Raw genomic sequence first — 13,059 nt, forward strand, 5'->3', positions numbered from 1 at the left:
AAGAGAATATGATGAGACTAAAATTTTTATTAGCCCTTCTTGGATTAGGATTTATGATGTCCTGCCATACAAAAAAAACAGATTTTGATATCCGTGATTATGGAGCAAAAGGAGACAGTGTTACCGATAATGCCAAAGCCATTCAGGAAGCCATTGATGATTGCAACAAAGCAGGAGGAGGACGAGTTATTATTCCGGGAGACGGAGTGTATATGACCGGTCCCTTTACAGTAGCATCTTACGTAGACCTGCACCTGGAAGCAAATGCTAAGTTATTGGCTAATCCGGATGAGAAGGTGTATAATAAAAGTGCTTTTCGCGATAATAAAGGTGAAGGTATGATGTGGATTAGTGGTACTAACATTGTGCAATTTTCCATTAGTGGAAAAGGTAAAATTGATGGCAATGGCGTTTCGTTTATGGGTAAAGAATTAGAAGATTCTTATGAATTAAAACCTGTACACGAATTTGATCCCCGTCCGCATGTACTTACTTTAATTAATGGTAAAGAAATCCGTATCAAAGATGTTATTATAGGCAATTCGGCTTACTGGACAGTACACCTCGTAGGTTGTAATGATGTTGTTATTGATGGAATAAGTATTCTAAATAACCTGAAAATTCGTAATGGAGACGGTATCGATGTGGATCATTCAAAAAATGTGCGTATCAGCAACTGTTTCATTGAATCAGGAGACGATTGTATCTGTTTGAAAAATCGTCGTGAATATCAAGATTTAGGACCCTGTGAAAACATTCTGGTAACTAATTGTACCATGACTTCTCGTTCATGCGCTATTAAAATAGGTTCCGAAAATATGGACCGTATCAGTCACGTCGTTGTAAACAACTGTATTATCAGAGACAGTAACCGCGGCATTGGTATTCAAAACCGTGACGAAGGCACAGTAGAAAATATTATCTTTTCTAACATTGTAATTGATTGTAAGTTCTTCTCTAACGTTTGGTGGGGAAAAGCCGAACCTATTTATGTAACAGCCTACACCCGTAAAGCAGGTGATCATAAAGATGCAGGCTGGCGCTTTCCAAAAGGAATGGCCGATTATGAAGTTGGAACAGTTACTGATATCAGTTTCAATAACATAAAGTGCGAAAGTGAAAATGGAGTATTCCTCAGTGCAGAATCAAAAGACAAAATTCAAAATATATATTTTGATGAAGTAGATCTGATGATTTGTAAACGCACCAATTACGAAGGCGGTATATATGATAAACGTCCAAGTAAAGGTGATGATTTTGTTAAAGGGAAAACATACGGATTTTATCTTGATAATGCATCAAATGTAAATATCCGAAATTCTACCGTACGTTGGGGAGATACCCGTCCGTCTTATTTTGCCGACACCATGTTTAGTCAGAACATTGACGGGTTACAAACGTTTAATCTAAAATAATTTAGCATAGAAAGAAAAAGCTAGGGTTTTATAACCCTAACTTTTCTGATATATCAAGCATTCGTTTAATGGGAAGAACTGCTTTCTTAGCTACTTCACTATCAACTTCAATCTCCGGAAACTCATACTTCAAACAGTTATAGAGCTTCTCCATTGTATTTAAACGCATAAAGCTACACTCATTACATGCACAGGTGCTATCATTGGGTGGAGCGGGAATAAATGTCTTCTGTGGGCATTTTTTTTGCATCTCATGTAAGATACCCGATTCTGTTGCCACAATAAAACGTTGCGCATCACTTTGAACCGCATGTTTCAGCAAGGCTGCTGTTGAACCTACAAAATCAGCCAGTTTTAAAACCACACTTTTACATTCAGGATGTGCCAACACCACTGCATCAGGGTATTGTGCTTTTAACTCCACAATCTTTTCAACAGAGAATTGTTCATGAACATGACATGCACCATCCCAAAGCAACATATTGCGATTGGTAATTGAATTAATGTAATTACCCAGATTCCTATCGGGACCGAAGATGATCTTTTCATCTTTAGGGAAGCTTTCAACAATCTGTTTGGCATTGGTTGAAGTAACCACTACATCAGTAACAGCTTTCACAGCAGCAGTAGTGTTTACGTAAGATATAACCGTGTAACCAGGATGCTCATTGACAAAACGTGCAAAGTCATCGGCCGGACAACTGTCGGCCAGCGAACAACCGGCATTCAAATCGGGTACCAATACTTTCTTATCAGGACAAAGAATCTTGGCTGTTTCACCCATGAAATGAACTCCACACAACACAATGATGTCGGCTGTTATTTTAGCAGCCCATTGAGCGAGTGCCAGACTATCGCCTACAAAGTCGGCTATATCCTGTATCTCACCCTGCTGATAGTAGTGTCCCAATATCACAGCATTCTTTTCTTTCTTAAGTTTGTTGATTGCTTTTTTAAGATCAATGCTTTTATCCACAGGTTCATCAGCAAAACCCTTTATTAACCATTTCTCTTTATTCATTATAATCTAATTATTTAATCTCTAATCTTTTAAAAATATATGTTAGTGATAATAGGTTGTTAATAGTGTTAGCAAATAGTTTACTTTCTATTTGGATAATAAGTTATTAGTCTTTGACCTTGACTTATTACATCCTTATTAACAACTAAAACAGGCTTTAAGTCTTGATAATAAGTGATATATATATTTAATTAACAACCTGTTGAAAGGTTGCAAAGTTAAAAACTAAAAGAGAAAAATTGAAGAAACACGGTTTAAAAATGTGTTTATGTAAGCTTTGAAAGTTTTTATTAACTTATTTGGATTGTTTATTTATGGGTATTCATATATGTTTTAATGAATAAAGCAACTTATTTTTTGAAAAAGTATTTATGAGGTATTGACAACTTATAAACGAGTATTAACCGATTAGTTAACTGATAAATGGGAGCATAAAATAGAAATGATTAATTTTGCAGCATTATATTTAGAAGAGATCATTATGAGCATGAGAAAGTTAAAAATCACCGAGTTAAATAGAATCAGTACGGAAGAATTCAAAGAAGCGAAGAAATTGCCTTTGGTGGTAGTACTTGATGATATACGTAGTTTGCACAACATAGGTTCTGTGTTCAGAACTTCGGATGCTTTCCGTATTGAGCATATTTATCTGTGTGGTATCACGGCTGTCCCTCCACATGCTGAAATACATAAAACGGCTTTAGGTGCTGAGTTTTCAGTAGAGTGGACGTATGTTCATAACGCTGTTGAAGCTGTTGATAACTTAAAAAGCAATGGGTATATAGTCTATTCTATTGAGCAGGCTGAAGGAAGTATTATGCTTGATGACCTTCAACTGGACAAGCAGCAGAAATATGCCGTAGTACTGGGTAATGAAGTAAAAGGAGTAGGGCAGGAGGTAATAAACTATTCTCACGGTTGCATAGAGATTCCGCAATACGGAACGAAACATTCACTCAATGTATCGGTTACAGCAGGTATAGTGATCTGGGATCTCTTTAAAAAACTCACTGCATTTTGAAGTTAATAACTTGCTGATAACTTATAACTGACCGTTTTGTACTTGTAGAACAATTCGTTCAATCATTCTATCTTCGCCTTCGGGATCATATTGTTTTTTAAGACTGGCACCGAATAAACCGGCAAATGTTTGGTATAAACCGGCTTTAAAAGGTCCCATAAAAGCTTTAACCAGCTCATAAGAAGTCTGGTTTGACTGCCTGTCAACCAGCTTAATTAACAGCTTGCCTTGGGCAAAAGAAAGTTTTTTCATGCGTGCGGTATATTGTTCTTTCAACCCTTTTTCTACTCTCTTAATGTGTTTCTGTCGGATTTTCTCATTAGGTAGTGTTTCTAGATACTCGTATGTTTCTATAATGGTTCGGTTAATTTCCTGTGAAATAGGAAAGGTTTTTTTTACGTTATAAACCAACCGATAATACTCTTTCCTCTCTTTGTCATTCCTGAACTTTAGCGGTTTGAATATGTACACATCCGGAAGTGTTATTGAAGGAATCGTATCTCCTTTGTAAATACATACAGGCACAAGATATCCTCCGGCTGACTTATTTTCTTGCGCATTGCTTTGTATGGCAATCAAAGAAAGCAGCAAGAACCCGGTTAATATATTGAACCTTTTTTTCATGCAGCAAAAATACTATTATTTCCGGTTAATGTGTTGCTGTTTATCTAATTTAAATTATCTTCGCAAACCGATAATTATTTATACTTAATCTGAAATCTCAATGAACAAACACACAGCTATTCTATTCGTTCTTTTTATGCTCTTTTTTAATGTGACTGTTTTTTCTCAAGATCCCATAGTGAATGAATGGGAAAGTGTCATGGAACAAATTGCCGTTACCGACGAATATACTGATGTTAATTGGGATCATGAACTGGAAGAATTAACTAACCGCCTCGATCAACCCCTTAATTTAAATGAAGTAACTAAAGAAAAACTGCTTATCTTTCCTTTCCTCACTGAATTGCAAATTGAAGATTTATTGGCTTACCTTTACATCAACGGTCCCATGCAGTCTGTTTATGAGTTACAATTGGTTGAATCAATGGACAAGCAGAGCATTGAATTGTTAATACCTTATGTTTGTGTTAAACCGGTTGAGAAGTCGCCAACATTTCCTTCTCTAAAGAACGTCTTGACCAAGGGAAGACACGAGTTAATAACCCGTATTGATATTCCGTTTTATAAAAGAAAAGGATACGAAGATTCGTATTTGGGTCCTCCTGTTTATCACTCAACCAGGTATGGTTTTCGATACAAAGACCATGTTTACGCCGGTATCACTGCCGAAAAAGATGCCGGTGAACCTTTTCTGGCATTACATAATACAAAAGGGTATGATCATTATTCATTTTATTTTTTGCTTAAAGACATTCGTCGCATTAAAACATTGGCATTAGGAAATTATCGTCTTAGTTTTGGACAAGGACTGGTTATGAGCAATGATTTTATTATGGGGAAAAGCACATCGCTTTATACGCTCGGAAACCGTGCCGAAGGAATTAAAAAACACGCTTCCACAGATGAATTTAATTACCAACAAGGGGCAGCGGTTGCTGTTAATTGGAAAAAGATATGTTTATCGGCCTTTTACTCACACCGGTCGCTTGATGGTATTGTCAAAGAAGAACAAATAACTTCTATTAATAAGAGCGGACTGCATCGTACTCAAAAGGAGGCGGAACGAAGTAATTTGTTTGCCTTACAACTCATGGGAGGTAATGTGGCTTATACAACCAATCGTTTAAAAATGGGCGTTACAGGTATTTATTATTTTTTCGACAAACCTTATGAACCTGCACTCAGAGAGTACGCTAAATATAACATCAGAGGCAATCATTTTTATAATTTGGGTGTTGACTATAAATACAGATGGAATCGTTTCTTGCTCTCGGGGGAGGCAGCCATTGGCAAGTCGGGTGGCTATGCTTTGTTGAATACTCTCTCTTATTCCAAGGCCAATAATTATACGGTTTCGTTGGTCCACAGATTGTATACCCATAATTATTGGGCCATGTATGCCAGTTCCTTTTCTGAAGGCGGACATGTTCAGAATGAAAACGGATGGTATTTGGCTGTTGAGGCGAATCCGTTTCGGTATTGGAAATATTTTGTTTCTCTTGATTTCTTTTCATTTCCATGGTTAAAGTACGGTATCGACAGAGCTTCATCGGGCGTAGATGTGCAGTTTCAATCAACCTATACGCCTTCTTCCCGGCTTTCCATGTTTATGAGATACAGATACAAAAAGAAAGATAAAAATTACACGAATGAAGAGAAAATAAAGTCGGTACTTCCTTTGCATCAACATCGATTGAAATACCAGTTCAACTACAAAGCAAATGCGTTTTTGGCCTTTAAATCCGTTGCAGATTACACACATCTTCATCAACCCGGTGTTCAAGGGAGTGAAGGCTATCAATTGGCACAAGTTTGCACGTATGCTTTTCGCAAATGGCCTTTGAAATGTGAGTTGCAAGGTTCGTGGTTTCATACTGACGATTACTTTTCAAGAGTGTATTCGTATGAAAAGGGTATGATGTATTCTTTTTCCGTGCCTTCATATTACGGTATTGGAACGCGAATCGCTTTCCACATGAAATATGATGTGTCTCAAAAATTGATGATTATGGCTAAAGTGGGTCAGACACGCTACCATGACCGTGATGAAATAGGATCCGGACTTGATTTGATAAGAGGGAATAAAAAGGCAGACGCTCAATTGCAAGTAAGGTATAAGTTATAACCTATTCATCTTTTATGTAACTTTGCGAACCAAAACGGAAAATAAATAAAAAAGAAATGTCGACTATACTCTATCCATCACCTATATTTGGTCCGGTTCATTCTCGCAGACTGGGAGTCTCTTTGGGTATTAACCTTCTGCCTGCCGACGGAAAAGTTTGTTCTTTTGATTGTGTTTATTGTGAATGCGGACTGAATGCCGATTATAGAGCCAAAACCCCGATGCCTACTTATGAAAAGGTAATCAAAGCTCTTGAGAATAAATTGATTGATATGAAAGCCAACGGGCCGCAACCCGATGTGCTTACTTTTGCCGGTAACGGTGAGCCTACTTGTCATCCTGATTTTGCCCGGATTATTCATGATACGCTGCTTCTTCGCAATCGTTATTTCCCCCATGCCAAGGTTAGCGTACTGAGTAATTCTACCTTTATTAAACGCCCCGATGTATTCGAAGCACTGAAGAAGGTCGACAATAACATTATGAAACTGGATACGGTTGATGAAGCGTATATCCGCATGCTTGACCGTCCTGTGGGGAATTATTCGGTTGCCGATATTGTCGATACGCTGAAAGAGTTTAAGGGCGACTGCATTATTCAAACCATGTTCCTTAAAGGCAGTTACAAAGGGAAAAGCATGGACAATACCACCGATGAGTATGTTCTGCCGTGGATTGAAGCTGTGAAAAGCATTGCACCCCGACAGGTCATGATCTATACGATCGACAGAGATACACCGGGACACGAATTGCAGAAAGCTACACCCGATGAACTTGACCGGATTGTTGACTTGCTATCTAAAGAGCATATTTTCGCAACAGCATCTTACTAACTAATAAGGTTCGGGAATTTCCCGAACCTTATTAGTTAGATATGTGGTGGCATTTATTTCTGTATAATCTGATTAGCCCTGTCAATTGCTACATTGATATTCTCACAAATATTCTCTTCGCCCAGTAATTCGTAAAAGCCCGATTTCTCCAACACATGATGTACTTTTTCGTTCACTCCGGAAAGCACAATGGTAATGCGTTCTTTTTTAGACATCTTACACAAGTTGGTCAGGTTATGAATACCGGTTGAATCAATGAAAGGAACTTTTCTCATGCGTATGATACGCACTTTGGGACGGTCGCCCAGCTGTACCATCTGCTCTTCAAATTTGTTGGCAATACCAAAGAAATACGGACCGTTAATTTCATAAACTTCCACCCCTTTGGGAACCATCAAACTTTCTTCATTAACAGCTATGTCAAGCTCTTCGTTGGGGTTTATCTCATCAGTGATAACAGATATTTCTGTTGTCTCGGCTACCCGTCGCATAAAAAGCAGACAAGCAATAACCAGTCCTACTTCAATGGCTACGGTTAAATCAAAAATAACGGTGAGGAAGAAGGTTATCAGCAGCACGGTAATATCCGATTTCGGATTCCTGAGTAAGGCACGGAACGTTCTCCATTCACTCATGTTATAAGACACAACGACCAATACACCGGCCAAGCAAGCCATGGGGATGTATTGTGCCAGCGGCATTAGAAACAAAAGAATCAGAAACAATACCACGGCATGAATGAGCCCGGCTACCGGAGTCTTTCCCCCGTTATTGATGTTGGTCATTGTACGTGCTATAGCTCCCGTTGCCGGAATACCTCCGAACAGCGGCGTAATGATATTAGCCGTTCCCTGTGCAATCAATTCCGTGTTTGAATCGTGTTTGTCGCCTATCACACCATCGGCAACAGTGGCAGATAAAAGAGATTCTATTGCACCCAGTACGGCAATGGTAATAGCGGCAGGCAGCAAACCTTTCATTGCTTCCCAATTCAGTGTGGGCACCTCTGCACCCGGCAATTGCGCTTTTATACTGAAACGATCACCAATAGTATCAATGGAGTCAACCCCTACATACGTTTTAAGCACATACACCAATAAGGTGATGGCGATGATTGCTATAAGTGATCCCGGAATCTTTTTGGAGAACTTAGGAGTCATTGCAATGATAATGATACTGGCAATGCTGATTATCGTATTCCACCAGTTAATGGTATCAAAATGATTGAAATACATGATCCATTTGCCGATAAAGTCGCCCGGAATTTTTTCTCCTCCAAAAGAAAGTCCGAATATGTCGGCAATCTGCGTGGTGAATATCGTAACGGCAATACCACTGGTAAATCCTACGATGATAGGGTAGGGAATAAATTTAATGATAGCACCCAATTTGAATACCCCTAATAAGATAAGCAATACACCGGCCATGAGAGTGGCAACGATGAGTCCGGCTTCACCGTATTGTTGTATAATTCCATATACGATAACGATAAAAGCACCTGTAGGCCCTCCAATTTGTACTTTACTACCTCCCATCATTGAAATGATGAATCCTGCTATGATAGCTGTAATAATACCTTTCTCCGGAGAAACACCCGAAGCAATACCAAATGCAATGGCCAGTGGTAAAGCAACGATACCCACAATGATACCGGCCATCAAATCGGCCATGAACAATTCTTTTGAATAATTCTTCAAAGCAAGGAACAGCTTTGGCTTGAATTCAAATGCTTTCATTTAATCTTACTTTTTGAGTTGATTATATAATAAATATTTTATAGTAGTCTGTTACAGACTGCAAAATTACATAAAATAATGGTTGAAACATGTTATAGAACACATTATTTATATTTGCGTGGCATTTCCTAGTATATTTCACTTTCAAAAAGACACTTTCTATTCTTTATTAATCCATATTTTTATTATTTTTGTGCAGAATCAATGTGCCGTAATTTATAATTTACTCAATTAAAATATAAGTAATATGATGACTAAAAGTATTAAAGGTACGCAAACCGAAAAGAATTTAATGCATTCATTTGCCGGCGAATCTCAAGCCAGAATGCGTTATACTTATTTTGCCAGTGCGGCTAAAAAAGAAGGTTATGAACAAATTGCGGCTATTTTTACCGAAACAGCCGATCAGGAAAAAGAGCATGCGAAAAGAATGTTCAAGTATCTGGAAGGCGGAATGGTTGAAATTACAGCCAGTTTCCCGGCCGGCGTAATTGGTACAACTTTAGAAAATCTTCAGGCAGCCGCAGCCGGCGAACATGAAGAATGGTCGTTAGATTATCCTCATTTTGCCGATGTTGCAGAACAAGAAGGCTTCCGTGAAATAGCTAATATGTATCGCAACATTGCTAAGGCTGAAAAAGCACACGAAGAAAGATACCTAGCCTTCGTTAAAAACATCGAATCTGCTTCGGTATTCGCTAAAGAAGGAGAGGTTCTTTGGCAATGTCGTAATTGCGGATTTATTCACTCAGGCAAGAATGCTCCTAAGTCTTGTCCTGCTTGCTTGCATCCTCAGTCATACTTCGAGGTGATGAAGCAGAATTATTAAATTCGGCAAATTCATAGAAAAGGCTCTTTACTCTCATTTTGTTGAGGAGTAAAGAGCTTTTTTTATGTCGTTTAACATAAGGAAACATTCCATACTCTTTCAGATAACATTCTTACCCCTTTGGTTAACGTTCTATCCCTATAGCATTAACATCCTTGTGTACATTGGTAGGTGGTAAAAACTAATTTTGTATTGATTCACTATGCTCTATAAATATGAGGAAGGTGAGTCAACATCAATATATAATTAACCATTAAACAATGTACCATGAGAAAACCATTTTATGAAAAATGCGTATCCGTGCATTTATTCAGTATTCTGCTGGCTCTTTTACTCATCTTGCCGGCAACTAACAGCCTCAGGGCTAATCCCAATCAGGATCGATCCCTATCGGGAATGGTCACCTCCGCTTCGGACGGAGAGCCGCTCATCGGAGTAAGTGTTATCGTTAAGGGCACTACCAATGGTACCGTGACTGATTTCGATGGAAAGTATTCGTTGAAAGTAAATCAGGGTCAGACTCTTATTTTCTCTTACATAGGTTATGTAAGTCAGGAAATAAAATATGCCGGACAGGCCACTATTAATATCGTATTAAAAGAAGACACAGAACTTCTTGATGAGGTAGTGGTGATTGGTTACGGCGTTCAGAAAAAGAAGCTGGTTACGGGTGCGACGGTTCAGGTGAAGGGTGACAATCTTCAGAAGATGAACACCACGAATGCACTGCAGGCACTTCAGGGACAAACGCCCGGTGTTAGTATTGCTTCTACTTCCGGACAGCCCGGCGCTGAAATGAAAGTTACCGTTCGTGGTTTAGGAACGGTAGGTAAATCGGGTCCGCTCTATATCATTGACGGTGTTGAAGGAGATATTACTGCGGTAAGTCCATCCGATATCGAATCAATTGACGTGTTGAAAGATGCGGCATCTGCTGCAATTTACGGAGCTCAATCGGCCAACGGTGTGGTTCTTGTCACTACTAAATCAGGAAAAGAAGGAAAAGCGCAGGTTACTTTTGATGGTTATTACGGCATTCAGAATGTAGCCAGAAAAGCCGATATGCTTAATGCCCAGGAATATATGTCAATCATGAATGAGCAGGCATTGAATTCGGGCTCTTCTGCATATGACTTCTCCAAAACAGCCCGCCCCGGTATTTATAATGCAGACGGAACCGTTATTGACACCGACTGGATAGACCAAATGTTCAAAGACAATGCCAAAACACAGAGTTACAGTTTAGGTATCAACGGAGGTTCTGCTACTTCAAACTACTCTATTTCTTTGGGTTATCTTTCACAGGAAGGTATTGTAGGCGGAAAGGACGTGTCGAACTATGAGCGCTATAATTTCAGAATAAACACTGAACATAAGTTATATAAAGACGTCCTTAAAGTAGGTCAGCATGCCAGCTTTGTGTATGTTAAGAATACAGGAATAGGTGTTGGAAACCAATATAACAACACCCTTCGCGGGGCTTTTTCCACTTCTCCGTTGTCACCGGTTTACAGCGATAACAACCTGTATGATAGTCCTTATAACGACACCACAAACTCTGACTGGTTTAATGTGGACAGTAACCCTTACGGCGTTATGATGACAAACAACAATAACTTAAGTGACAATCAGAAATGGATTGCAGATGTGTATGCTGAGTTTCAACCCATTAAAAACTTAAAAATCAAGTCTGTTTTTGGTTTTAACTATTATGCGTCAGAGTATAGAAGCTACACTCCGTTGTATCGTTTCTCTGTTTACTCGTATAACGAAGCCCACACTGCCGTTTCTCAAAACATGAGTAAAGGACATACCATGACGTGGACCAATACAGCAAGTTACGATTTTAATATTAATCAACATGCCATTAGTGCCATGATTGGTATGGAAGCAGTCCGCTTTCAGGGAACTTACCTCAGTGCAGGCAACTGGGATTTAAAATCCGTATTCAATGATTGGCAACATGCTTATATTGATAATACGGAAAACACCGACTCAGACGGTAAAACACTGTCGGGTAAGCCGGAAGACAATTACCGAAGAGTGTCTTACTTCGGTCGTGTGGGATACAATTATAAAGAAAAATACTTGTTTAATGCTACTTTGCGTGCCGATGCTTCATCGAAATTTTCAAAAGGTAATCGTTGGGGATATTTCCCATCGGTATCTGCCGGATGGCTTGTTTCGGGTGAAGATTTTATGAAGCCCGTAGCTAATGTAATGGATTATTTGAAGGTACGTGCCAGCTGGGGTCAAGTGGGTAACCAGAATATTGATAACTTCCAGTATGCTGCACCTATACAGACCTCCACAACCAATTATATCTTTGGTAACGAAGGACTGGGAGCCGATTACAACCAATGGGGAGCGTATCCGAGCCGTTTGGCAAATGCCAACGTTAAATGGGAAACATCAGAACAGGTTAATATCGGTTTCGATGCCCGTTTCTTCAGTAAGCTGAATGCCAACTTTGATTTTTACGTTAAAACGACCAAAGATTGGTTGGTGAAAGCTCCTATATTGGGAACAGCCGGTACAGGTGCTCCTTTTATTAATGGTGGTGATGTGAAAAATACCGGTGTGGAATTGGCTCTTACCTGGAATGATCGCATTGGCAAACTGAATTACAACATCGGTATCAACGGTGCTTATAATAAAAATAAAGTAGGTGCCATACCCAATGCGGATGGAATAATTCATGGCTTGACCAATATGCTTTATGATAACTCTGAAGAGTTTTACAGAGCAGAGAACGGTCATGCTATCGGATACTTCTGGGGTTACGAAACAGCAGGCTTGTTCCAAAACACTCAGGAAATAGCCGATTGGAAAGCAACAAAGGATGGTATCTTGCAGACCAACGTGAAACCCGGTGATGTGAGGTATGTTGATCAGGATCACAACGGTGTGATTGATGAAAACGATAAAGTTGACCTCGGCAACGGTATGCCCGACTTTACTTTTGGCTTTAATCTGGGATTCGATTATAAGGGATTTGATTTTTCAGTGAATGCCAACGGAATGGCAGGAAATAAGATCGTTCAATCTTATCGAAATAACGGTGGAAATTCTAAATCCAATTATACAACTGCTATACTTGCCCGTTGGACAGGTGAAGGAACTTCCAACCACATTCCTCGTGTTACGGAAACAAATATAAATTGGCAATTTTCCGATTTATACGTTCACGATGGCGATTTCCTCAGAATCAGCAACATTACTTTGGGATATGATTTCTCTAAATTGATCAATTGGAAATACATCAGCCAGTTGAGAATCTATGCTCAGGTTCAAAATGCTTTCACCTTTACCAAATATAATGGAATGGATCCTGAAATTGGTTATGGTACTGAAGCTGATGGTTGGGTATCAGGAATTGATTTGGGTTATTATCCACGACCCAGAACTTTCTTGGTAGGTGCTAACATTAAATTTTAAACTCACCCGCAAATAAT

The 13,059-nt window shown here is 39.1% G+C and carries 9 protein-coding genes; 6 read left to right on the forward strand and 3 right to left on the reverse strand.

The genetic code is table 11. The features are described from left to right. Positions 1 to 11 precede the first annotated feature (11 nt). The gene (locus tag ACKPCE_RS04150; RefSeq protein WP_277639805.1) at positions 12 to 1,415 is read left to right on the forward strand and encodes a glycoside hydrolase family 28 protein; all 1,404 of its coding nucleotides are present in this window, start codon (positions 12 to 14) and stop codon (positions 1,413 to 1,415) included. A gap of 28 nt (positions 1,416 to 1,443) precedes the next feature. On the opposite strand, the gene nadA is transcribed toward ACKPCE_RS04150, so the two are convergent. After that, positions 1,444 to 2,436 (reverse strand): quinolinate synthase NadA, encoded by a 993-nt coding sequence (gene nadA, locus ACKPCE_RS04155; protein ID WP_319504304.1) that lies wholly within the window; start codon positions 2,434 to 2,436, stop codon positions 1,444 to 1,446. Positions 2,437 to 2,923: 487 nt separating this feature from the next. On the opposite strand from nadA, the gene ACKPCE_RS04160 reads away from it, so the two are divergent. Then, on the forward strand, positions 2,924 to 3,457 hold the full coding sequence (locus ACKPCE_RS04160) for an RNA methyltransferase (protein WP_319504305.1): 534 nt from the start codon (positions 2,924 to 2,926) through the stop codon (positions 3,455 to 3,457). A 21-nt stretch (positions 3,458 to 3,478) separates the two neighbouring features. Here ACKPCE_RS04160 and ACKPCE_RS04165 read toward each other — a convergent pair whose 3' ends face one another. Continuing rightward, positions 3,479 to 4,081, reverse strand: coding sequence for a DUF4294 domain-containing protein (locus ACKPCE_RS04165; RefSeq protein ID WP_024995503.1), 603 nt, complete (start codon positions 4,079 to 4,081; stop codon positions 3,479 to 3,481). Between the two features lie 100 nt (positions 4,082 to 4,181). Here ACKPCE_RS04165 and ACKPCE_RS04170 point away from each other — a divergent pair, with 100 nt between their 5' ends. Continuing rightward, positions 4,182 to 6,206 carry a helix-hairpin-helix domain-containing protein gene (locus ACKPCE_RS04170; protein WP_319504306.1) on the forward strand — a complete coding sequence of 675 codons (2,025 nt, stop codon included), beginning with the start codon at positions 4,182 to 4,184 and terminating at the stop codon, positions 6,204 to 6,206. A 56-nt stretch (positions 6,207 to 6,262) separates the two neighbouring features. Next, positions 6,263 to 7,039: a radical SAM protein gene (locus ACKPCE_RS04175; RefSeq protein ID WP_319504307.1), complete on the forward strand. Its 777-nt coding sequence runs from the start codon at positions 6,263 to 6,265 to the stop codon at positions 7,037 to 7,039. 53 nt (positions 7,040 to 7,092) lie between these two features. Here ACKPCE_RS04175 and ACKPCE_RS04180 read toward each other — a convergent pair whose 3' ends face one another. Then, the gene (locus ACKPCE_RS04180; protein WP_319504308.1) at positions 7,093 to 8,775 is read right to left on the reverse strand and encodes a SulP family inorganic anion transporter; all 1,683 of its coding nucleotides are present in this window, start codon (positions 8,773 to 8,775) and stop codon (positions 7,093 to 7,095) included. 250 nt (positions 8,776 to 9,025) lie between these two features. Between ACKPCE_RS04180 and rbr the strand changes: the two genes are divergently transcribed. Continuing rightward, entirely contained in the window at positions 9,026 to 9,604 is a 579-nt protein-coding gene (gene rbr, locus ACKPCE_RS04185) for a rubrerythrin (RefSeq protein ID WP_024995507.1), read from the forward strand. A gap of 267 nt (positions 9,605 to 9,871) precedes the next feature. Then, positions 9,872 to 13,042 (forward strand): SusC/RagA family TonB-linked outer membrane protein, encoded by a 3,171-nt coding sequence (locus ACKPCE_RS04190; protein WP_319504309.1) that lies wholly within the window; start codon positions 9,872 to 9,874, stop codon positions 13,040 to 13,042. Positions 13,043 to 13,059 lie beyond the last annotated feature (17 nt).

The sequence above is a fragment of the Bacteroides graminisolvens genome (genome assembly GCF_963666085.1).
Taxonomy (GTDB): Bacteria; Bacteroidota; Bacteroidia; order Bacteroidales; family Bacteroidaceae; genus Bacteroides; species Bacteroides graminisolvens.